Here is a 22,339-nt window from a genome sequence, read left to right on the forward strand (position 1 = left end):
TGCACGATACCGATCCGAATATATGATCAGCAAAGCCCCTGCGGATGTATCACATCCACAGGGGCTTTTGCTTTGAATTTATATTTATGCTTTCTCTTTATCACCAGCGGATGATGCGTGGCAAGCCGATTACAGTGTCTCTACCAGAATACCAAGCGGCGTCGAAGACGCACCGGCGATCATCAGGCTGAACGTGTATTTGCTGTTGCCGGGCGGGACGCTCGCTACATAGACCGGCGCTTTTTGCTTGTTGGTACGCATGAGAGGTACTCCATACACAGTATCATTGATACGCACCGCACCACCATAGCTTCCGCCGCGCGGATTGAGCGAGATCTGAACGGTTCGTTTCTCGGTGCCCGGGTTGGATACCGGTACGGTGACATTGTAGATGGCGCCGAACTGTGCCCGGTTATCCAGCGACAGTTCCGGCAGCTCACTGGCTGCAGCCGTGAACAGCTGATCCGCTGGCAGCGAGCCGTCTTTTTTCACCTTGGCAGCTGTGGGATAGATGACACGGCTGCTGCCAACCGTATAGGTTGGGGTTACCGCATTGGTCTCCGAGAACGTCCAGTTGCCACGCGGATGTGCCTGCGGAGCCGGCGGCAGCGGAGCGTCTTTGATCAAAGTAAGGTCATAAGCGGTATCACGGGAAGCGGCTGTCCGTACGGTATACAGAATCTCTCCACTGTCTGTACTTTTCACGGTAAAGTCATACGTAAAGCCGAGCAGCTTGCCTGGCGGAATAATAAATTCCTCAATCAATCCGGACTGCTGCTGCTTGATCAGTGCGGCGTTGGGCGTATGGTCATCTGTCGTATCTGCCAGAATCGCCCGGGAAATGCTGCCTCCGATATCCGTAATCCAATTGACTTCGTCACCACCGATACGATACTCGCGAGTGACATCTTCGATACGAAGCGCGCCATGATTGGCCCGGTTCTCCACGGTAATCCCTACTTTGACCGGCGTTGTCAGCACATTATAATGCCATCCGAACACTCGATGGGTAATGGTGCCACTGCTGCTGCGCACCACATCATGCCACAGTGTTCCCTGACGCACCGGAAAAGTCGTCTCGCTCAGTGTCTCCGGGTTGTCGCTAACCATTAGTCGGCGTGTACCACCCCGGGTCGCCGAAGCGATATCATACTGCGCTACACCTGTTGTATCCACTGCTTCAATCGTCAAATCACGTCCACTGTCTCTCATTAGTAATTCCTCCCTTATCAATGTGGCCCTCAAAAGACTGACTGGGTACCTGATTAAACAGCCAGCTTTTTTAAGGGTTCATCTATAAAGGTAAAAAATCAGGCATTTTCACAACTTCGATTTCCATTTAGTTCATATAAATAATTAGCTTGTGCTTGTGCTTCTGCTTCAACCTCAACCTCAACCTCAACCTCAACCTCAACCTCAACCTCAACCTCAACCTCAACCTCAACCTCAACCTCAACCTCAACCTCAACCTCAACCAAGTATCGCAAAAATCCCCTCAGAGAACCAGCAGCTGATTCCATAAACAGAATCATTTGCCGTTGTTCCAACCTGAGGGGATCGTATACATACTTCACTTTATATTTTCATTCCAAATATTACAGATTCATGATCAGATCATGCTGATATTATCACGTCTGCCATAGGTTTTACGCTTCTCAACCAGACGGTTCAGCGAATCCACATAGGCGCGGGCACTCGCTTCCAGAATATCCGTGCTAACGCCGCGTCCCTGGGCAGTGATGCCTTCCTGGGTTAATGCGACATGCACTTCACCAAGTGCATCCTTGCCCTGGGTAACTGCTTTGATCGAGTAGTCCGCCAGTGTTACATCTTCCTGAGAGGCCTTGTCGATCGCGTTGTAGATCGAATCCACTGCACCATTGCCGCTGGACTCTTCGTAACGCACTTCGCCGTCGGCTGTCGTCAGGCGTACTTTGGCAACCGGCACCGATTCACTGTCAAAGGACACAAACAGGGAATCCAGCTGGAAGAATTCCGGCGCATCGGCCAGACGCTCTTCCAGCAGTGCAAACAGATCATCCTCGGTAATTTCTTTCTTTTTGTCCGCCAGTATTTTGAACTTGGCAAAAGCGGTATTGATCGCATCTTCATCCAGTTCGAAGCCCAGTTCGATCAGATGCTCCCGGAACGCATGGCGGCCGGAATGCTTGCCCATGACCAGCTTGCTCTCTTTGAACCCGATCGTCTCCGGCGTCATGATTTCATACGTGGATTTTTCCTTGAGCATACCATCCTGGTGAATGCCGGATTCGTGCGCAAACGCATTTGCACCGACAATCGCTTTGTTGCCCGGCACAACCATACCGGTCAGCTTGCTGACGAGACGGCTCGTACGGGCAATCTCGGACAGGGTAAAGGACGTCTTCGCCTGGTAAAAGTCCTGTCTCGTTTCCAGAGCCAGAGCCACTTCTTCCAGCGCTGTATTACCGGCGCGTTCGCCGATCCCGTTGATCGTACCTTCAATCTGATCCGCCCCGTTCAAGATCGCGGCCAGCGCATTGGCTGTCGCCATCCCCAGGTCATCATGACAGTGTGCGCTCAACTGTACCTTTTCCACACCGGGTACATTCTCTTTGACATATTTGAAAATATTGCCGTATTCATAAGGAGACAGGTAACCGACCGTATCCGGCAGATTGACCACGTAAGCGCCTTCTTCAATCGCCATCTTCGTCATCTCGGCGACAAACTCCAGCTCGGTGCGACCCGCATCTTCGAGCGAAAATTCCACTTTATCAAAATATTTGCGCGCATAACGGATCGCCGAACGTGCCGTATCCTTGACCTGCTCTTTTTCCATGCGTAATTTGTACTGGCGGTGAATCGGTGAAGTCGCCAGGAACAGATGTAGGCACGGATCTTGCGCCCCCTTCAGCGCCTCGCGTACCGCATCGATATCTTGCTCTCTGGAACGCGACAGTCCAATAACACTCGCATTCTTCACTGCACGTGCCACAGCATTAACCGCTGCCAAGTCTCCAGGCGATGCCGCAGGAAAACCGGCTTCAATACGATCGACACCCAAACGCTCAAGCTGATGAGCAATCTCCACTTTCTCACGGGTATTCAAATTAACCCCTGGCGATTGTTCCCCATCTCTCAGCGTAGTATCAAAAATATAAATTTTACGCATTATCGCACCTCCTTGTTTTTATAGGTAAAAAAATAATTCCATATTCCCCAAGTAATGAATATACCTCACATTACCTCCTAACTTTCTTCCGCTCCACTTCCTTACCCTAACCTTAAAAGCAAGATTTTAAATTGATTTGCGGCAGGCAGGTTGGATACGTGCCTGCGGAGGGAAAAGAATTGTTCGAAAGAAGCGAAGCGTTCGCCTTTAAGATCTGATTTTGACTGCTGAAGCAGTCGTTCAAAAAATCAGATCTTAACAGCGATCGACCGAACAATCTTTTCCCGGAGCGCCCGTATCTCAACCCGACCTCCCCCAATTCAAACTTTCAAATCTTATTTTTTAATCCAATGCATCATATCACGCAGCTGTGAACCCACCACTTCCAGTGGATGCTCAGCTTCGTTGCGGCGCGTTGCCGTCAGGAAGGCACGACCCGATTGATTTTCCAGGATAAAGTCACGTGCGAATTTGCCCTGCTGGATATCGGTCAGTACTTCTTTCATTGCTTTTTTGGTCTCTTCGGTAACAATACGAGGGCCAGTTACATAGTCACCATACTCCGCAGTGTTACTGATAGAATCACGCATCGTCGCCAGACCACCTTCATACATCAGATCAACGATCAGCTTCAGCTCATGCAGACATTCAAAGTAAGCCATCTCCGGCGCGTAACCAGCTTCGGTCAGTGTCTCAAAGCCTGCTTTAACCAGCGCACTTACACCACCGCAAAGTACAGCCTGCTCACCGAACAGATCCGTTTCGGTCTCTTCACGGAAGGAAGTCTCGATAACCCCGGCACGTGTACAACCGATCCCTTTGGCATACGCCAGTCCGATCTCTTTGGCATTGCCGGTAGCATCCTGATGAATCGCGATCAGGCCGGGTACGCCAAATCCTTCTTCATATGTACGACGCACCATGTGACCAGGAGATTTCGGAGCAACGAGCAGTACATCATTTTTAGGAGCAACGATTTGACCGAAATGAACGTTGAAACCATGAGCGAACATCAATGCAGCGGTTTCTTTGAGGTTTGGCGCGATTTCGCTGTTGTATACGCTGGCCTGTGTCTCATCCGGCATCAGGATTTGTACGATATCCGCTTTTTTGGTAGCTTCAGCTACAGACAACACTTCAAAACCGTCGTTTTTGGCTTTGTCGAACGATTTGCCTTCACGCAGACCGATCACAACAGACAAACCGCTGTCACGCAGGTTTTGTGCATGTGCATGCCCCTGGCTTCCATAACCGATTACTGCAATTGTTTTACCTTTCAATACGTTCAAATCTGCATCGTTTTCGTAATAAGTAGTTACTGCCATTTTTTCTTCCTCCTTTAATGTATGAAGCGTAGTACCGGCACTGCCGATGGTTATTTCAACCCTCTGAGAAGAGCGGGTATTTCAAAAGAACGATTAGACTTCGTTTGTTGGTCCGGCATTGCCCTATTCATCCATACAGCCTTGTGAGGATATTTTGTCGGTCATGCCTGCTGCTGCAGCCTTGCCAACTTTTCCGTCCTCCATGTTCTTCTCAAATCCCCGCTCTTGTCAGCGGGCGTGACAATGTTTTTATACGTTACCGCGTATCATCGCTGTCGCGCCTGTGCGGGAAAGTTCGCGGATGCCGTAAGGCTTGAGCAGTTCCACCATGGCATCAATTTTCTCGGTATCGCCAACGACCTGTACGATGAGACTGCTGGGTCCAATATCGACAACCGCAGCGCGGAATGTCTCGATAACCCCCATAATTTCAGGACGCTCTGCCGGCTCTGCCTTGACTTTGATCAGCGCCAGTTCACGTGCAACCATCGGACGGGAACTAAGGTCAATTACCTTGATGACGTCGATGATTTTGTAAAGCTGCTTTTCGACCTGCTCCAGCGTGTTCTCGTCCCCGGTTGTTACAATGACCATCCGGGACAATCCTGCTTCTTCCGATTGACCGACGGTAATGCTCTCGATATTGAATCCGCGGCGGCCAAAGAGTCCGGAGACTCTTTGCAGCACGCCGGGCTGGTCATTCACTAATACGGCGATGGTATGTTTCAGCGTTGTCGTTATCATTCTTTATCCCCCATTAACATTTGATCAATGGTAGCTCCCTGCGGAACCATCGGATACACATTTTCATGCTTGTTGACTACGAATTCCACCAAGACAGGACCCGGTGTATCCATCGCTTCCTGCCATACGGCGGCCGCTTCTTCCTTGTTCGTCGCCCGCAGTCCCTTGACTCCATAAGCTTCAGCCAGTTTGACAAAGTCCGGGCTGCCGGAGAGATCGATATGACTGTAACGGTTGTCATAGATCAGTTCCTGCCACTGTCTGACCATGCCAAGCACCTGATTGTTCATAACGACAACTTTAACCGGGATGTTGTTGATAGCGCAGATCGCCAGTTCCTGTGCACACATCTGCATACCGCCATCTCCGTTGATGGAAATAACGAGTCGGTCAGGGTTGGCCATCTGGGCACCAATTGCCGATGGGAATCCAAAGCCCATCGTACCAAGCCCACCTGAGGTCACCCAGGAGCGCGGCTTGTTGAACCGGTAATACTGCGCTGCCCACATCTGATGCTGCCCCACGTCTGTCGTTACAATCGCTTCTCCGCGAGTTGTATCATTGAGCATTTCCACCACCCATTGCGGTTTGAGTACTTCGTCGGAATCGTCATAACGGAAAGGCTTCTCCTTTTTCCAGCCGGCAATCAGGGTACGCCATTCATCGGCATAGCTGGAATGACCGGCTTCGATATTGAGCATCTCCAGTACGGTCTTCACATCGCCGACGATCGGAATGTCTGTCTTGACGTTTTTGCCGATCTCGGCCGGGTCGATATCGATATGGGCGATCCGAGCATGCGGGGCAAATCCGTCCAGCTTGCCGGTTACCCGGTCATCGAACCGTGCTCCGATGCTGATCAGCAGATCGGACTGCTGAATCGCATTGTTGGCTGCATAGGTACCGTGCATTCCCGGCATCCCGATCCACAGATCGTGCCCGCTTGGGAAACCGCCCAGTCCGAGCAGTGTCGTCGTAATCGGAATACCTGTCGTCTCGACGAACTTCAGCAGTTCTTCATGTCCACCGGAGTAGACTACACCGCCGCCTGCCAGAATCAGCGGACGCTTGGCTTCGGCAATCGCCTGATGCAATTTGTCCAGCTGCAGCTTGTTCGGCATCACTCTCGGGTTGTACCCGCGCATCATCACCGGTTCGGTATGTGGTTTGAACAACGATTTGGCTGCCGATACATCCTTGGGAATATCGATCAGCACCGGGCCTTTGCGTCCTGTATTGGCAATGTGGAACGCCTCATGAATAATTCTCGGCAGATCTTCCACATCACGAACGAGGTAACTGTGTTTGGTGATTGGCATTGTAATCCCGGTAATGTCCGCTTCCTGGAAAGCATCGGTTCCGATCAGCGTTGTCGCCACATTACCTGTAATTACAACGAGGGGTACAGAATCCATATAAGCTGTCGCGATGCCGGTGACCAGGTTGGTTGCCCCCGGACCGGATGTTGCGATACAGACGCCGACTTTGCCGCTGGCACGGGCATAACCGTCAGCTGCGTGAATCGCTCCCTGCTCGTGCCTTGTTAACAAATGCTTGAAATCATCGAATCCGTGCATGGCATCGTAAATGTACAACACCGCTCCACCCGGATATCCGAATACACATTCCACACCTTCCAGCAGCAGACTGCGCAGCAGCATTTCCGAACCTGTAATGACTTCAGGTTTCATCCATTTCTCTCGTAATTCATCTGTCGATTGCACATTGGGTATTTGCGCGCTCATCAGTATTCCTCCTCCCAAAATTTACATCAATCTCACACAAACAGCATATACAAAGCCGCTGCATCCTAATCCGGATGCATCCTGATTACATATCAGGCTGGCAGCTGAGACGAACAAAGTATGAAAAAAAGCCTTTCGTCGCCTCACACAGAAAAGTGTTCTGTAGAGGGACGAAAGGCTATCGCTTCCGTGGTACCACCCATATTCGTGTACAGCCTCACGGCAATGTACACCTCGCCAGGTAATGTGCTTGTGCATCTTACCTGTAGTCTGTAACGTAGACTGTACGATTTTCCCTAATAATCATCAGAATCGATGCCTTTCAGGAAAATGGCTCCGAGGTGAGCTCGTATCTAAGGGTTTTGATGAAGCTTGCAGCGAATGCTTCACTCTCTGGACAAAATAGCCCCTAAAACTTCGTCCTCTTCATAGCCGATAATTGGTATTCTCATCCGGACCGTAACAACTAGGTTGTTGTGTCGGCCGCTAATTTAGGAATATTATATGACTCATTCCAGATAGAGTCAACACTAATTTTTTTGTCTTTTTGAACAATCATTTTGACATTCTCAAACTGCTATATTTATCCAATGGTCGAAAAAACCTTTTATATCAAGGGATTACACTGTGTTATTTTAATCCATCGTTTACATAACCATTTTTCCATTTGTGCTCGGTGCACAATCATTCGCCATGATTCTGTATGGCATTTTGTATATAATTCACACATGCATTAATTTTAAAATTAACATTTTATAATCCTTTTTACAAAAGAATACTGCTTTGCAGACGATTCCTCACTACCTGTTTTTATGTTTACTCAGGAAAATTCCTGCTGCTTCGCCCTGCAAATTTTATATACAAAAAAGCCGGAATCCGATACATCGAATTCCGGCTCTTTTTGTATATAAGAGTCAGTATGCAGCATGCACTGTCTGACAGGCGGCATACCCGGCTCTTTTAGACAGACAGGATCGTACAATTCACTATCTGTCTATCGCTTGCTTGGATCATACGGCTGCCCCAATGCTGAAGGTGCGCTGGAGCGTCCTACAGCTGCAACCAGTACGATAATGGTCAGTACATAAGGAAGCATGTAGATGACTTCAGGCGGAATGCTCTGTGTCCAGGCAAACAGCTGTACATAGTTACGCACGGCTTGTGCCAGACCGAAGAACACGGCCGCACCAAAAGCACCAATCGGATTCCATTTACCAAAAATCATCGCTGCGATCGCGATATAACCCTGGCCGGAGATCGTATTATGCGAGAAGGTACCGGTAGTGGTCAGCGTAATGGTCGCGCCGCCAATCCCTGCCAGTGCACCACTCAGCATAACGCCGATATAACGCATCCGGTTTACTTTGATACCTACCGTATCGGCTGCACTCGGATGTTCCCCGACGGAACGCAGGCGCAGACCAAACGGCGTTTTGTACAACACATAGAAAGATACAAAAACAAGGATAATCGCCAGATACGTGGTTGGATATGCATTAAAGATCGCATCACCCAGCAGCGGAATCTCGCTCAGATAAGGAATAGCGATACGGCTGTAACCGGCGATCAGTTCCGTCTCACCCGCACCCTCAAACAGCAGTTTAACCATATAGAGTGTACTTCCTGCTGCCAGGAAGTTAATTACGATACCGCTGATGACCTGATCGGCTTTGAATGTAATCGAAGCCAGCGCGTGAATCAGCGATACAATCGTTCCCAGCACAATCGCAGCCAGCAGGCCCATCGTTGCCGCCGAGAATGCATCCATGCCCGCATCTTGTGCATAGTGACCTACAACACCGGCTGCAAAAGCGCCAAAGACCATCAGACCTTCCAGTCCCAGGTTCGTCACACCGGATTTTTCCGAGAAAATGCCGCCAAGGGAAGTGAATATCAGAGCTGTAGCAAATACAAGCGTCGTATTAATAAGCTGCCCGATAATTGTTAATACGTCCATTTACAACACCTTCTCTTTCTTACGCTTGGCATAGAACGGCTTCAGCACCCAGCGCACAATACCCTGCGCAGCGATAAAGAATATAATGGCACCGATAACGATACGTACAATCTCAGGCGGTACATCCGCGCTGAAGCTCATACCTGCCGAACCGTAGGTCAGCGTACCGAACAGAATGGAACCAAGAATAATACCAAACGGATTATTCATTCCAATCAGGGCTACCGCGATACCGTCAAACCCGGTTCCCGGTGAACTCGCCATAACCGACTGGTAACCGAATACCCCGAGTACTGTAAAGGCACCGCCCAGACCGGCAAACGCACCACTGATGAACATTGCTTTGACCACATTGCGATTAACGTTCATACCAGCATATTTGGAAGCATCCTGGTTAAAGCCTACCGCACGCAGCTCATAACCCTGCTTGGTTTTCCACATAAAGATATAGAAGAATACCGCAGCAAGCAGCGCAATCACGGTTCCCCAGTGCACACGCGCGTTGCCCATCATCTCGGACAACCAGCCGATCGCGATAGAAGCTGTTGGCTGAATATTCACCGAACGGTTCTCGCCTTCCAGCAGTGCAAAGTTGTTAATAATCATATTGGACAGGTACAGACCGATCCAGTTCAGCATAATACAGGAAATAACCTCGTTCACGCCTCGTGCAGCTTTGAGATAGCCGGCAATCGCTGCCCACAATCCGCCGAATACCGCACCCGCAATAACAGCCAGTGGAGCATGGATGTATACAGGCAGGCCTTGCACATGGATACCGACGATGGAAGCTGCCGTCATCCCGATCAAGAACTGTCCTTCACCACCGATATTGAACAAACCGGTACGTGCCGCAAAAGCAAATGCCAAACCTGTCATAATGAGTGGTGTCATCTCACGGATCGCTTCACCAAAGTTATACGAGTCTCCGTATACACGGGTAATGAGTGCACTGTATGCTTCAAACGGATCATAACCGCCGATCAGCATAACGAGTGCACCGAGAATAAGACCCATAATAATGGCCACCAGAGACAGAATGAACGAATCTCCGGTAAATATCTTCATTAGTTTACTCATGCGCTGCACCTCTCTTTACGGTGCTTCCTGCCATCATTAAGCCCAATTCCTGATCATTGGTTTGTTCCGGCAGCACTTCACCCACAATTTGTCCTTCATAGATAACCGCAATCCGGTCAGATACATTCATAATTTCATCCAGTTCAAAGGAAATCAGCAGAACCGCTTTGCCTTGATCGCGCTGGGCAATCAGCTGCTTCTGTACAAACTCAATCGCACCCACATCCAGACCGCGTGTCGGCTGTGCCGCTACGAGCAGTTCCGGATTCTTGTCGATCTCACGGGCGATAATCGCCTTCTGCTGGTTACCACCGGAGAGTGAACGCGCCATTGTATGGATGCTCGGCGTACGCACGTCAAAAGCTTCGACCAGACGGGTAGCCTTTTTGTCGACTTCATCATATTGTAAAAATCCGTTTTTGTTATACGGTGCTTTGTAGTACGTTTCCAGTACCATATTCTCACTGACCGAGAAGTCCAGTACGAGACCATGCTTGTGACGGTCTTCCGGAATATGAGCTACGCCGGATTCGGTGACTTTACGCGGAGTCAGGTTGGTGATGTCTTTGCCATGCAAGGTCACTTTGCCCCCCTCTACATGTCTAAGACCGGTCAGCGCCTCGATCAGCTCAGTCTGTCCGTTGCCGTCTACGCCAGCGATACCCAGAATCTCTCCGGCTCTCACCTGCAGATTCAGTTCGTTTAATACAGCCATACCATCCTTGTTTTTGGAAAGGATATTTTGCATTTGCATAACGACTTCACCAGGCTCGGCAGGTTTTTTGTCGACTTTAAAGCTGACATTGCGGCCAACCATTTTCTCGGCCAGTTCCTGTGGAGTGGTCTCTGTCTTTTTGACTGTATCGATGACTTTACCACGACGAATGATCGTTACCGTATCCGCAATATGCATAATCTCTTTGAGTTTATGAGTAATCAGGATAATGGATTTGCCTTCCTGAATCAGACGCTGCATAATCTCCATCAGCTCGGAGATTTCCTGTGGTGTCAGTACAGCTGTCGGCTCGTCAAAGATCAGAATGTCAGCGCCGCGGTACAGTGTTTTCAGGATCTCTACACGCTGCTGCATACCGACCGAAATATCATGAATCTTGGCATTCGGATCTACACGCAGACCGTACTGTTCAGACAGCTTGCGGATCTCCTCTGTTGCTTTTCTATAATTGATTTGGGCACCTTTTCTCGGTTCGGAACCCAGAATAATGTTCTCCGTAACGGTAAATGGCTGAACGAGCTTAAAATGCTGGTGGACCATGCCGATGCCCAGCTCAATTGCTTTGTTGGGGCCATCAATGATAACCGGCTTGCCATTCACTTCAATGCTGCCTTCATCCGGCTGATACAACCCGAAAACGATATTCATAAGCGTTGATTTACCGGCACCATTCTCACCGAGGAGAGCATGAATCTCGCCTTTATGCAGCTTGAGACTGATCGAGTCATTGGCTACGATACCCGGAAAACGCTTTGTTATTTGTTTTAACTCTACAACAGGGGTTGCTGTATCCATTAGATCACCCTCATAAGCAAATTAATAGTTCATGTGTTACCCGGCACTTACTGTTTTCCTCAAAATTACCTGTAGACGTAACAACAAGGCTAGTTATTAACCAGCCTTGTTTTTCATACTATATGATCAGAAACAATTATTTCACTGTATCAGGTACTTTAACTTCGCCAGCGATGATTTTTGCTTTGTATTCATCAACCAGTGTCAGTACGTCAGCAGGTACGTTTTTGCTGGATGTATCCGCAATACCTACGCCGTCATCTTTCAGACCCAGTGTTTCTGTTCCGCCTTTGAAAGTACCATCGATTACTTCCTGAGATACTTTCTCTACTGCAGTATCAACACGCTTGATCATGGAAGTCAAAGTTACTTCATCACCGAACTCCAGGGATTGGTCTTTATCTACACCGATCACCCATACTTGCTGTCCGGATTTTTTGCGGGATGCCGCTTCATTAAATACGCCTGTGCCTGTTGCACCGGCTGCGTGGAAGATAATGTCCACACCTTCATTGTACATCGTTGCTGCAGCTGCTTTACCTACATCCGGCTTGTCAAATGCACCGGCATAGTTGGCAATAAATTCAGCATCAGGGTTAACCGCTTTGATACCAGCCTGGAAGCCAGCTTCGAAGCGTTGGATCAGAGGGCTTTTCTCGCCGCCTACAAAACCGATTTTATTCGTTTTTGTCATTTTACCGGCAACCACACCTACGAGGAAGGAACCTTCATTTTCGGAGAACGTTACAGATTTAACGTTTGGAGCGTCTACTACACTATCAATGATTGCCAGTTTGGCATCAGGGTTTTGTCCTGCAACAGTTTTGATTGCATCTGCAAGGTTGAATCCAATACCCCAAGTCAGGCTGTAGCCGTCTTTGACGAACTGGTTAAGGTTAGGAATGTAATCCTGGTCCGATTTACTTTGCAGGTATTTTACACTTGCTCCGCCAGCGGATTGTACTTTTTCAAGAGCTTCCCAGGCAGATTGGTTAAAGGATTTATCGTTTACGCCGCCTACATCAGTTACCATACCGACTTTGACGTCGCTGGAACCTTTGCCTTCAGATGTGCTGCCGCCACTTGCATTGTCGCTCTTGTTACCGCATGCTGCCAGAAATACCGACAGTGCCAGTACCATAATCAGCGAAAGTGAATAGACCTTCTTCATGTATCTTTTTCCCCCTTAAAAGTATCAACTATGTTTCTGTCTCTCTCATAAAAACACGAACATTTTCTGAAAATAACATTATTTTGTTCGCTTTCGGAGCAGATTTAATAGTCACTGAACCGATTATACAATCATGTGATAGGAAAATCTACTATTTTAATAACAAACGGTCAATTAATTTATCCTCTAAACTATGTAAGCGGTTTATATTGTAATTTTTTACTAATTGATGTCAGATGTGCGTTATATAACTTTCACACACTTTACAACAAATCCGTTTTATCATGGTAAAAAGAATAAAATTGACGATTATTCCTAACATCTTTATTTCATCATGGACGGTTTGCTTCCTTATATAAGAAATCACCTTTTCAGCAGCAAAACCAAAATAAACAATCACCTAATTAAGTGCATAACAGCCTTCTTATCCAGCTGTGATTATCCATGAACAACATAGATGGAAAGACCCAAAAGCCTGTACCTGCGTAATGCCCTTCAGACAGTTTACGTGATTTGCCTGCGGACAGCAACACATTTCTGCTGCTGCTTCGTTTCAAAACCCACTCTCTGGAATACTGTAAATAAAAAGGAAATTCGCGGTATCACCTTCACTTGTTATTTCGGACAAATCCCTGTTTTTGATAAGCCCCTTTCCGGCAAGCAGCTGGTCAGAATTGATTTTCGATAGAATAAGCAGCTGCCCCCTGAGAGCCGTCTGCATTGGAAATACGAATCATCCAGTCTCCCGCCTGCTGTGCAATCCATGTATATTGAGTCGTAACCTTTTTGCCTGGAGCGATGGTTACTTCAGCACATCGCTCTCCTGTCGGATCATCCAGATAATATGTAAATGATTTTGTGCCTGTATTCTTCATATGAATTTGGAGGGTTTGTGTTCCTGTGCTCGACTTTGCATTTACAGTGAACACCTGCTGTACTTGTCCATTGAATATAACTTTAATCTCGTTCAAAATTTGTTCTGTATGTAATGACGTTTTACTGCTTTCGTGATGCTCTGATTGATCAATAGACTGTGCTGAAAGGGCAGCTGCAGGGAGCGCAGGCTGTGTAAGAGGATGCTTCATACTGTTCAGGCTCGCGACTGTGATGAACAGCAGGGCTACGGCTGAAGATAGAATGAGCATATTGCGCTTTCGCTTCATTATAATGGTCCTCTCTATGTATATAGGTAGTGATTATTTGCTTTGTATCCTTTCGTTTATCATTTAGTACATAATAAAAGGCCATCCATTATCCAATGAATAGATAAATAGATAGCCTTTTGTTAAGACATAAATTAAATTACGCGTTGATTTTTTCTTTTGCTACAGTAGCCAGGGAGTTGAACGCATTTACATCGTTAACTGCCAGTTCTGCCAGCATCTTACGGTTGATGTTAACGCCAGCCAGTTTCAGGCCGTGCATCATTTTGTTGTAAGACAGTCCGTTCAGACGAGCTGCTGCATTGATACGTACGATCCACAGTCTGCGGAAGTTACGTTTTGTTTGACGACGGTCACGGTAAGCATAGAGCAGGGATTTGTTAACCTGTTCTTTTGCTGTTTTGAAAATACGGTGTTTGGAACCGAAGTAACCTTTTGCCAGTTTCAGATATTTCTTGTGTTTACGACGTGTGACGAATCCGCCTTTAACTCGTGCCATATTGATAACCCTCCCGGAAAATTAAATTATTTAAGATTTGCCAAGCCTTGTTTCAAGCGTTTAACGTCCCCAGCAGCCATCAGTGGGCTAGTTCCCAGTACGCGCTTTTGACGTTTGGATTTGTGAGAAAGCAAGTGGTTTTTGAAAGCTTTGTGACGTTTCACTTTACCAGTTCCTGTAACTTTGAAGCGTCCTTTTAAACTGCTATGAGTTTTCATTTTAGGCATTTGAATATCCCCCTTAGTTATTTTTCGGCGCCAAGATCATAATCATGCTGCGGCCTTCCAGTTTGGGCTGGCGCTCTACAGTACAGATATCTGCAACTTCATCTCTTACGCGTTCCAAGACTCTTTGTCCAATATTTGCATGTGCAATCTCGCGACCGCGGAAGCGGACCGAGCATTTCACCTTGTCGCCATTATTCAAGAATTTGTTCACGTTACGGAGTTTGGTTTGGTAATCATGCTCCTCCGTATTCGCATGGAAACGCACTTCTTTCAGTTCAACAATCTTCTGATTTTTGCGCGCTTCTTTTTCTTTCTTCTGCTGTTCGTAGCGGAACTTACCGTAGTCCATGATCCGACATACCGGAGGCTTCGCTTGCGGAGCAACGTTGACCAGATCCAGATTCAGATCGATCGCCATTTGCAATGCTTCGCGAGTCGGCTTAATTCCGATTTGTTCACCGTCAGCACCTACCAGACGTACTTCTTTTGTCCGGATTTCGTCATTGATCATATGTTCTTTACTAATAACCTTCCACCTCCAAGATATAATAGATACTACTATTACAAAACAAAAAGGGATGCAGGTCTCATCACCCGCATCCCTTGATCAGTATACATTCATGACAAATCATTGTCGATAAATTACAGATCAATGAACCAGCCGATAATAGATCGGGCAGGTGAGAAGGCAAGCTTCTGCTTTTCATTAACGTTCTCGTTAACACACTTGAATATTATAGCATGTGATTCCGGACAAGTCAACAGTCTGCACAAATAAATTATGCAGACTGTTGAGAACTCTATACATAAAGTACTCTCGCTTACAGAGTGCTTTGTTTACCCTGTACTTCTTCCAGTCTTACCACACGTGTATGTTCGGTATGGCTCCACTGTTTGTTGTTCTGTGTGAAGAATGCGTAGAACGTAATCGGCCACCAGGACAATCCGTAGATAGGGAACAGCAGCAGATACATGTACACTTTCCACGATTTGACCTTCTCCAGAATCATCGCCAGAATGAAAGTAACCACGTTGGCAAAGATTGCTACAACTGCTACCCACATCGGCATGTAGTTATACACCGATGCGATATGAGGTCCGCCCAGAATCGCTGTATCCACCCATACTGCAGCTGTCATCAGGAAAGTGATCAGTACAATATAAACGTTGACGCTGTAGAGCGCCAGGTCAAACTTGATAATGTTGACTTCCTTGATACTTTTCCACAGCAGCGGGAAGAAATAACGGCGCGCCACTGTAAAGTGACCCTGCATCCAGCGCAGACGCTGACGGGAGGAAGCTTTGAATGTCAGCGGCTTCTCGTCAAATACTTTGGCGTCATAGCTGAATTTTGGATAGATGCCTTTCTCGGCACAGCGCATGGTGAACTCCAGATCTTCTACCAGACTGGTTGCACCCCAGCCGATTTCCTTGAGCAGTTCATTTTCAAAACACATACCGGTACCACCGAGGAAATTCGCCATATTCAGATTATGACGGGACAGCTGCCACAGACGGTTGATGTACCAGTACGATACACCGTAAGCTGCAGTGATCCATGAATCTTCCGGGTTCTTGGTGTCGATATAACCCTGGATAACACGTGCGCCTTCACACATGTCATTGTTCATTTCTTTGAGGAAGTTCGAAGCAGCCAGATTGTCTGCGTCAAACATCACGATACCGTCGTACTGGCGAGGCATACTCCACAGTTCATTCAGCATCCACTCAATCGCATACCCTTTACCACGCTGATTGGGATTTGTGCGTACACATGCGTTCATGCCGTGGCTGCGTACAATATCGGCTGTGCCATCTGTACAGTTATCACAGATAACGAACACATCGTACAATTCTTCCGGATAATCCATTTCTTTCAGGTTTTCCATCAATGCGCCAATAACTTTTTCCTCGTTATGCGCAGCTACCAGAATTGCAAAAGATTTTTGCGGAGCATGCTCCGGTCTTCTTTTGCGTTTGATAATCCCGAACAGGGAGAACCCGAACTGATAGACCGCGATCAGTGCCAGCAGAATCTGCAGCACTATAAATGTTGTATCCAAGATATTACCCATGAGAATGTATGACCCCCTTCATATGAAACCCCTTCAAACCCTGACGACTGTTTTCTCTTTTGTCTAACACTTCATTTTTTGAATATCTGTTTTATAAATGACTCAAATTTCATAATTCCAAGTAACTGATGTAAGCCTCATGAAACTTTTACATGTAGACATAAAGATTCTGCACACTTTTTGTCCATTTGTCAAAGGTATCAAATGCAGTATGCTGTGAAAAACTCTATAATTAGGACGACAAACACAGCGAAAAGGTTCCAAGGCGAGGTCTATCAGCGTTTTATGGTATAATATCTTGGTTTTTCTCACTTTTCACGTCTTTAGCCTTAATTTTACATATTAATTTGGAAAATGGAACCAGACAATAGGTTGCCTGACATTCTATAAACCGATTAATTTCGCTTGAATCATAAGCGTAAATGACCGGTGTGATCTGTCTGCAGCAGGAATGAATGAGTAAACCAATTAGAGGGTAAGAGTAAATAAGGGAGATTGTGTATGATTTAACTCTAGGTTAACGTTATAATGCTTGAAATGGTTAAAGAATAAAAATATGATTAATCTAAGCCTATAAAGGCAATATATACGGGGGTCTCTCATGCGTCAGTTCCTTATACGTCTACAAACCATGGAGCAGTATATTTTCAGATGGTTTAACACAAGGCTTCATAACCGGTTCCTCAACATCTTTTTTTACTACTTGACGAATCTGGGTGGAGCCACTTTTACGATTATTGCTACATTGGCCATTTGGCTGTTGGCGCCAGCTCCCTGGGATCAGGCTGGCCTGCATGCTGCTGTTGCACTGGCAATCAGTCATATTCCTGTCGCTATCGCCAAAAAACTGTATCCGCGTATACGCCCGTATCTCGCTATACCCGAGACGATCACTTTTCGTAATCCGCTCACGGACCACTCTTTTCCGTCCGGACATACGACAGCTGTGTTCTCGGTAACAGTTCCGTTCATGCTGGCTGATGCCCACACAATTCCGTTCCTTCTGCCGCTGGCATTAATTGTAGCGGTGTCCCGTATGTATCTGGGACTTCATTATCCGTCTGATGTGCTGGTAGGTGCGCTGATTGGATCGTCGGTTGCTTTTGGTACAGTTGCATTGTGGCCCTAAAGGGGTTATTGTAACAGTACGGTAACATTGTTACAGTTATATTACAGACTGGCTCAAACACGGTCTGGAAGGCCTTATTTACTTAATTGAGAATACCTTGCAGAAAAGGTGAAATGAACGTGTCAAAATACAGAGTGCTGCTCTTGTCGGAAGGTTTTGGTTCAGGACATACACAAGCTGCTTACGCCCTATCCAGCAGCCTGCGTAAAATCTCACCGAATATACAAACCAGAGTACTGGAGCTCGGCAGTTTCCTCAATCCCAAAGTAGCGCCGCTCATTATCACCGCCTATAAAAAAACGGTTGTCTCGCAGCCAAAGCTTGTACGCATGATGTATCGCAGCCAATATAAAAAATCGATCAACCGTTTGGCAACACTGGCGCTTCATCGTATTTTTTATACTCATACCCAGAATGTGATCCGGCAGCTGCGACCTGATATTATCGTATGTACCCATCCGATCCCTGGTGCGGTTATTTCCCGGCTGAAACGTCTCGGTATGCCGATCCCACTATGTATGGTAATTACGGACTACGATGCTCATGGAACATGGATTATCCCCGAGGTGGATCGCTATCTGGTCTCCACGGATGGAGTACGCTCCAAGCTGATGATGCGCGGAATACCATTCTCTAAAATCAAAGTCACCGGCATTCCCGTACATCCGAACTTTTGGGAACATCCCAGCAAGGCAGATATCCGGATGCGCTTCGGCTTAAAGGATATGCCTACCGTGATGATTATGAGCGGCGGCTGGGGAATGATGAGCGATGATGCTGTCAATGCTTATCTGACCAGCTTCGCAGACCGAGTACAATTTATTTTCTGCTTCGGCAGCAACGATAAAGCCTATCAGCGGGCGCAGCGGGACCTGAACTTTGGTCATGAAAATATCCATCTGATCCGCTACACCAAAGAGATTGATAAACTGATGGAAGTGTCGGACCTGCTCATTACCAAGCCGGGCGGGATGACATGCACGGAAGGATTGGCCAAAGCGATTCCGATGCTGTTTTACAATCCGCTGCCTGGTCAGGAAGAACAGAATTCCCGTTACTTTACTGAACAGGGCTGGGGTGAACCGATCACCTCGATCCATGTGGTCACCCAGTGGATGGAACTGCTCATCAATGATTATGAGGCTGTCGTGATGCAGCGCCAGCTCAAGCTGGAGCAGATCGACCGTTATAATCCTACCGAATGCGCACGCAGCATCATGGATATGGTTGAACATAATAAGGTCTTAACCTGAACTCAGGTTAAGACCTTATTTGTGTTTGTTCCTATTGAACAGGGTACCGGATCAGTATTTGTCCAGACGGGACTTCTGGTATTCCTGCAGGGCCTCCTGCCCTACCAGTACTTCACAGCGGTGGATACGCATCCCTTTACCCATAAATTTGGATTCATATTCGGTCATGACATGTTCTTCATTAATGCCATCGCGATGCAGATTCAGACTGATATTGGTCATCTGCAGTCCGTAATCGGCAAAGGAATTGATCGAGAACTCGAACAATGTCTCCGAATCGGTCTTGAAATGAATCTGTCCCTGCGTGTTCAACAGACGGCAGTATTTCTCCAGAAAACGCGGATGCGTCAGACGACGACGTCCGTGCTTTTTCTTTGGCCATGGATCGCTGAAATTCAGATAGACACGTTCGATCTCGCCCGGCGCGAATATATCTTCAATATTCTCGATATTGGCCAGTGCCAACTGAATCGTCGTTGGATCGCCCAACTCCGCTTCGTTCCAGGCAATACGCGTTTTCTCTGCGGCACGGCGTACCAGTTCATCATACATATCAAAACCGATATAATTGACCTGCTGATTTTTGACACTCATCTGGCTGATAAAGCGTCCTTTACCCATTCCGAATTCCACATGGATCGGATAATCATTGTTAAAACGCTCCCGCCACTTTCCTTTATAAGCTTCAGGGTTCAATACGACAAGGTCCTGCTGCTGCTCCAGATCCTCACGAATCCCTTTTCTACCTCTTAAACGCATCTTTGTCCTCCGATTTGAATAATTCTCATCATTATTTCGTACGGAATTATTTTGACGAAGAAAACGGGAAATGTAAAGAGTTATCTGCTAAAAGGTATATAAAAGGAAAGAAGGATTTCCTCATCCTGCAAGCAGCACGTGGAAATCCTTCTTTCTATATTTGGAATTGGGGTCCAACAAATTTAAGCATTCATAGTCTACCCATTTTCTGTCGGAAAATCAAATCCATTTCCCCGGCAGCCATGATGCAATTAAAAAATTAAGCTAAGTGCACCTATTATTAACCACTTTAAAGCGCTATGACACGCCTGTTATTTGTTTTTTTCAGCAGCTTTATTTCCTATCGAAAAACCTGGAAATATAACAGGCTGGCTATGGGCAGAATCACTGCACCTCTCCCAAAGCTAAGCTACAGTAGAATGACCGCATTCCTTCCCCTCTGTTCATTTATTTTTGTTACAATAGGGATTGTTGATTGACGGAATAATCAGAATATGGATATACCATAAAGGAGCTTGTAGTATGGTTATTATAGAACAGACCGACTCACCGATTCTCTGGGGAGATAAACGATTCCATACATGGAACACCGAGATGCGCGAGCAATTTGGAACAAAAGTATTCAAAGTAATGCTGGATGCAGGATTCACCTGTCCCAACCGGGATGGCACGATTGCCAAGGGCGGCTGTACGTTTTGCAGTGCGCGCGGATCGGGTGACTTTGCCGGCAGACGCCGGGATGATCTGGTCACCCAGTTCAACACCATTCGTGACCGGCAGCACCAGAAATGGCCGAATGCCCAATATATCGGCTATTTCCAGGCATATACGAATACGTATGCACCGGTAGAAGAGCTGCGCGAATATTACGAAGTCATTCTCGAACAGCCCGGCGTGGTCGGTCTCGCGATCGCTACACGTCCCGACTGTCTGCCGGACGATGTGGTCGATTATCTGGCTGAACTGAATGAACGGACTTATCTATGGGTGGAAATGGGACTGCAGACGATCCATGAGTCCACTTCCATGCTCATCAACCGGGCTCACGATACGGCCTGCTATGAAGAGGCGGTCGCCAAGCTGCGGGCACGCGGCATTCGCGTGTGTGCCCATATTATCTACGGGCTGCCGCAGGAATCGCATGAGATGATGCTGGACACCGGGCGGGCTGTAGCCAATATGGATGTACAGGGAATCAAAATTCACCTGCTGCATCTGATGCGCAAGACGCCAATGGTCAAACAGTATGAAGCGGGATTGCTGCGCTTTCTCGATCAGGACGAATACATTAAACTGATTGTGGATACGCTGGAGTTCCTGCCGCCGGATATGATCGTTCACCGGCTGACCGGTGATGCACCGCGCGATCTATTGATCGGTCCGATGTGGAGTCTTAACAAATGGGAAGTGCTGAACTCGATCGACAAAGAGCTGCGGCAGCGTGATACGTGGCAGGGCAAGTACTGGAGGGGACGCTAAGATGGGATTTCTGTCTGTTCTTAGTTATGCCCATAAGCTGGCTGCCGAACGGCTGGGCAGCCAGGGTGGTCCACAAGCAATAGCTGTCGATGCTACAGCCGGTACAGGTGCAGATACGCTGATGCTGGCACAGGCGGCAGGCGCTGGCGGGCAGGTGTACAGCTTTGATATTCAGCAGCAGGCGCTGGACCGCACCTCGGAGCGGCTCGGCAAGTATGAATATCCGGACAGATTAGCCCGGATCGAACTGGTCCTGGACAGTCATGATCGGATGAAGGAACATATCCCTGCCGAGCTGCACGGGCGGCTGCAGGCCGTTATGTTCAATCTGGGCTATCTGCCGGCAGGCGATACTTCGGTTATCACCCGTCCGGAATCGACACTGCCGGCACTGACAGCTGCGCTGGAGCTGCTGGATGTACGTGGTGTGCTGACCATTGTATTGTATCCCGGCCATGCTGGCGGCGCGGAAGAAGCCGAGGCTGTGCAGCAGTGGGCCTCTTCCCTGCCTACCACTGCGGCACAGTGCATCATCTACCGCCAGCTGCAGCGCAGTGATGCACCCTATCTGATTGCGATCGAGAAGAAATCAAAAGGATAACACGATAATATAATGATAGGCAGACTATTCTATTTGAAGGAGATGAATCCATTATGGCAGTACGCAAATTGGAGCATGTAGGTATTATGGTGAGTTCGATCGAGCAGTCGATCACCTTTTATGAAGAGGTCATCGGGCTTCAGCATCTGGAAACGAATGGTCATGTGGATGATGCGATCCGACTGGCATTTCTTGCCTTTCCCGGTCACAGCGAGACGGAAGTGGAACTGGTGCAGGGCTATACCGGTACATTGACCGAAGAAGGACGGGTTCACCATATCGCTTTTACCGTGGACAATATCGAAGAAGAATATGCACGCATCCATGGACTGAATCTCTCCAATCTGGATCAGCAGATTACGACCCTGCCAAATGGAAGCCGGTACTTCTTTTTCAGCGGCCCGGATGGGGAGCGTCTGGAATTTTTCCAGTCTGCACGTTAAGATG

At 47.6% G+C, this 22,339-nt stretch carries 21 protein-coding genes; 5 read left to right on the forward strand and 16 right to left on the reverse strand.

All coding sequences use genetic code 11. The features are described from left to right. Positions 1-129: 129 nt before the first annotated feature. The 15 genes from M1D61_RS15830 to M1D61_RS15900 all read right to left on the reverse strand — a co-directional run bounded on the left by M1D61_RS15830 (position 130) and on the right by M1D61_RS15900 (position 16,662). Positions 130-1,212 carry a hypothetical protein gene (locus M1D61_RS15830; RefSeq protein ID WP_458119617.1) on the reverse strand — a complete coding sequence of 361 codons (1,083 nt, stop codon included), beginning with the start codon at positions 1,210-1,212 and terminating at the stop codon, positions 130-132. Between the two features lie 98 nt (positions 1,213-1,310). Beyond that, the gene (locus M1D61_RS15835) at positions 1,311-1,532 is read right to left on the reverse strand and encodes a hypothetical protein (RefSeq protein WP_458119618.1); all 222 of its coding nucleotides are present in this window, start codon (positions 1,530-1,532) and stop codon (positions 1,311-1,313) included. Positions 1,533-1,609: 77 nt separating this feature from the next. Beyond that, the gene (locus M1D61_RS15840) at positions 1,610-3,154 is read right to left on the reverse strand and encodes a 2-isopropylmalate synthase (protein WP_458119619.1); all 1,545 of its coding nucleotides are present in this window, start codon (positions 3,152-3,154) and stop codon (positions 1,610-1,612) included. A gap of 335 nt (positions 3,155-3,489) precedes the next feature. Further along, positions 3,490-4,479 (reverse strand): ketol-acid reductoisomerase, encoded by a 990-nt coding sequence (ilvC, locus tag M1D61_RS15845; RefSeq protein WP_046212959.1) that lies wholly within the window; start codon positions 4,477-4,479, stop codon positions 3,490-3,492. Between the two features lie 249 nt (positions 4,480-4,728). Continuing rightward, entirely contained in the window at positions 4,729-5,223 is a 495-nt protein-coding gene (ilvN, locus tag M1D61_RS15850; protein WP_458119620.1) for an acetolactate synthase small subunit, read from the reverse strand. Then, positions 5,220-6,968: a biosynthetic-type acetolactate synthase large subunit gene (ilvB, locus tag M1D61_RS15855; protein ID WP_458119621.1), complete on the reverse strand. Its 1,749-nt coding sequence runs from the start codon at positions 6,966-6,968 to the stop codon at positions 5,220-5,222. Before ilvB ends, ilvN begins: the two co-directional genes overlap by 4 nt. Positions 6,969-7,962: 994 nt before the next feature. After that, entirely contained in the window at positions 7,963-8,925 is a 963-nt protein-coding gene (locus tag M1D61_RS15860; RefSeq protein WP_458119622.1) for an ABC transporter permease, read from the reverse strand. Further along, positions 8,926-10,005 carry an ABC transporter permease gene (locus M1D61_RS15865; protein ID WP_046212963.1) on the reverse strand — a complete coding sequence of 360 codons (1,080 nt, stop codon included), beginning with the start codon at positions 10,003-10,005 and terminating at the stop codon, positions 8,926-8,928. Continuing rightward, entirely contained in the window at positions 9,998-11,536 is a 1,539-nt protein-coding gene (locus M1D61_RS15870; protein WP_458119623.1) for an ABC transporter ATP-binding protein, read from the reverse strand. Before M1D61_RS15870 ends, M1D61_RS15865 begins: the two co-directional genes overlap by 8 nt. A 136-nt stretch (positions 11,537-11,672) precedes the next feature. Continuing rightward, on the reverse strand, positions 11,673-12,707 hold the full coding sequence (locus M1D61_RS15875; protein WP_458119624.1) for a BMP family ABC transporter substrate-binding protein: 1,035 nt from the start codon (positions 12,705-12,707) through the stop codon (positions 11,673-11,675). Between the two features lie 668 nt (positions 12,708-13,375). Beyond that, complete coding sequence (locus tag M1D61_RS15880) at positions 13,376-13,870, reverse strand: hypothetical protein (RefSeq protein ID WP_458119625.1); 495 nt, start codon at positions 13,868-13,870, stop codon at positions 13,376-13,378. A 139-nt stretch (positions 13,871-14,009) separates the two neighbouring features. Continuing rightward, positions 14,010-14,369, reverse strand: coding sequence for a 50S ribosomal protein L20 (rplT, locus tag M1D61_RS15885; RefSeq protein ID WP_458119626.1), 360 nt, complete (start codon positions 14,367-14,369; stop codon positions 14,010-14,012). A gap of 26 nt (positions 14,370-14,395) precedes the next feature. Next, a complete protein-coding gene (gene rpmI, locus M1D61_RS15890; RefSeq protein WP_017811385.1) occupies positions 14,396-14,596 on the reverse strand; it encodes a 50S ribosomal protein L35 in 201 nt (66 codons plus the stop codon). A 13-nt stretch (positions 14,597-14,609) separates the two neighbouring features. Beyond that, entirely contained in the window at positions 14,610-15,107 is a 498-nt protein-coding gene (infC, locus tag M1D61_RS15895) for a translation initiation factor IF-3 (protein WP_046212968.1), read from the reverse strand. Positions 15,108-15,417: 310 nt separating this feature from the next. Beyond that, positions 15,418-16,662, reverse strand: a complete 1,245-nt coding sequence (locus tag M1D61_RS15900; RefSeq protein WP_458122530.1) for a glycosyltransferase family 2 protein — start codon at positions 16,660-16,662, stop codon at positions 15,418-15,420. Positions 16,663-17,272: 610 nt separating this feature from the next. Here M1D61_RS15900 and M1D61_RS15905 point away from each other — a divergent pair. Beyond that, the gene (locus M1D61_RS15905) at positions 17,273-17,800 is read left to right on the forward strand and encodes a phosphatase PAP2 family protein (protein WP_458119627.1); all 528 of its coding nucleotides are present in this window, start codon (positions 17,273-17,275) and stop codon (positions 17,798-17,800) included. Positions 17,801-17,919: 119 nt separating this feature from the next. After that, positions 17,920-19,053 carry an MGDG synthase family glycosyltransferase gene (locus M1D61_RS15910; protein ID WP_458119628.1) on the forward strand — a complete coding sequence of 378 codons (1,134 nt, stop codon included), beginning with the start codon at positions 17,920-17,922 and terminating at the stop codon, positions 19,051-19,053. 51 nt (positions 19,054-19,104) lie between these two features. Here the strand turns inward: M1D61_RS15910 and trmB are convergent, their stop codons facing one another. Further along, positions 19,105-19,812 carry a tRNA (guanosine(46)-N7)-methyltransferase TrmB gene (gene trmB, locus M1D61_RS15915; protein WP_458119629.1) on the reverse strand — a complete coding sequence of 236 codons (708 nt, stop codon included), beginning with the start codon at positions 19,810-19,812 and terminating at the stop codon, positions 19,105-19,107. Between the two features lie 522 nt (positions 19,813-20,334). Between trmB and M1D61_RS15920 the strand changes: the two genes are divergently transcribed. From M1D61_RS15920 to M1D61_RS15930, 3 genes are read left to right on the forward strand one after another with little or no spacing between them, the layout of a single operon-like run. After that, complete coding sequence (locus tag M1D61_RS15920; protein WP_458119630.1) at positions 20,335-21,291, forward strand: TIGR01212 family radical SAM protein; 957 nt, start codon at positions 20,335-20,337, stop codon at positions 21,289-21,291. Between the two features lies 1 nt (position 21,292). Next, positions 21,293-21,892 (forward strand): class I SAM-dependent methyltransferase, encoded by a 600-nt coding sequence (locus M1D61_RS15925; RefSeq protein ID WP_458119631.1) that lies wholly within the window; start codon positions 21,293-21,295, stop codon positions 21,890-21,892. Positions 21,893-21,945: 53 nt separating this feature from the next. Beyond that, entirely contained in the window at positions 21,946-22,335 is a 390-nt protein-coding gene (locus M1D61_RS15930; RefSeq protein ID WP_458119632.1) for a VOC family protein, read from the forward strand. Positions 22,336-22,339 lie beyond the last annotated feature (4 nt).

This window comes from Paenibacillus sp. Z6-24, assembly GCF_054161335.1.

Bases quoted from the DNA above. Each gene is read 5' to 3' on its own strand.
- M1D61_RS15830 (WP_458119617.1), bottom strand. From the start codon at position 1,212: ATGAGAGACAGTGGACGTGATTTGACGATTGAAGCAGTGGATACAACA.
- M1D61_RS15835 (WP_458119618.1), bottom strand. From the start codon at position 1,532: ATGATTCTGTTTATGGAATCAGCTGCTGGTTCTCTGAGGGGATTTTTG.
- M1D61_RS15840 (WP_458119619.1), bottom strand. From the start codon at position 3,154: ATGCGTAAAATTTATATTTTTGATACTACGCTGAGAGATGGGGAACAA.
- ilvC (WP_046212959.1), bottom strand. From the start codon at position 4,479: ATGGCAGTAACTACTTATTACGAAAACGATGCAGATTTGAACGTATTG.
- ilvN (WP_458119620.1), bottom strand. From the start codon at position 5,223: ATGATAACGACAACGCTGAAACATACCATCGCCGTATTAGTGAATGAC.
- ilvB (WP_458119621.1), bottom strand. From the start codon at position 6,968: ATGAGCGCGCAAATACCCAATGTGCAATCGACAGATGAATTACGAGAG.
- M1D61_RS15860 (WP_458119622.1), bottom strand. From the start codon at position 8,925: ATGGACGTATTAACAATTATCGGGCAGCTTATTAATACGACGCTTGTA.
- M1D61_RS15865 (WP_046212963.1), bottom strand. From the start codon at position 10,005: ATGAGTAAACTAATGAAGATATTTACCGGAGATTCGTTCATTCTGTCT.
- M1D61_RS15870 (WP_458119623.1), bottom strand. From the start codon at position 11,536: ATGGATACAGCAACCCCTGTTGTAGAGTTAAAACAAATAACAAAGCGT.
- M1D61_RS15875 (WP_458119624.1), bottom strand. From the start codon at position 12,707: ATGAAGAAGGTCTATTCACTTTCGCTGATTATGGTACTGGCACTGTCG.
- M1D61_RS15880 (WP_458119625.1), bottom strand. From the start codon at position 13,870: ATGAAGCGAAAGCGCAATATGCTCATTCTATCTTCAGCCGTAGCCCTG.
- rplT (WP_458119626.1), bottom strand. From the start codon at position 14,369: ATGGCACGAGTTAAAGGCGGATTCGTCACACGTCGTAAACACAAGAAA.
- rpmI (WP_017811385.1), bottom strand. From the start codon at position 14,596: ATGCCTAAAATGAAAACTCATAGCAGTTTAAAAGGACGCTTCAAAGTT.
- infC (WP_046212968.1), bottom strand. From the start codon at position 15,107: ATGATCAATGACGAAATCCGGACAAAAGAAGTACGTCTGGTAGGTGCT.
- M1D61_RS15905 (WP_458119627.1), top strand. From the start codon at position 17,273: ATGCGTCAGTTCCTTATACGTCTACAAACCATGGAGCAGTATATTTTC.
- trmB (WP_458119629.1), bottom strand. From the start codon at position 19,812: ATGCGTTTAAGAGGTAGAAAAGGGATTCGTGAGGATCTGGAGCAGCAG.
- M1D61_RS15920 (WP_458119630.1), top strand. From the start codon at position 20,335: ATGGTTATTATAGAACAGACCGACTCACCGATTCTCTGGGGAGATAAA.
- M1D61_RS15925 (WP_458119631.1), top strand. From the start codon at position 21,293: ATGGGATTTCTGTCTGTTCTTAGTTATGCCCATAAGCTGGCTGCCGAA.
- M1D61_RS15930 (WP_458119632.1), top strand. From the start codon at position 21,946: ATGGCAGTACGCAAATTGGAGCATGTAGGTATTATGGTGAGTTCGATC.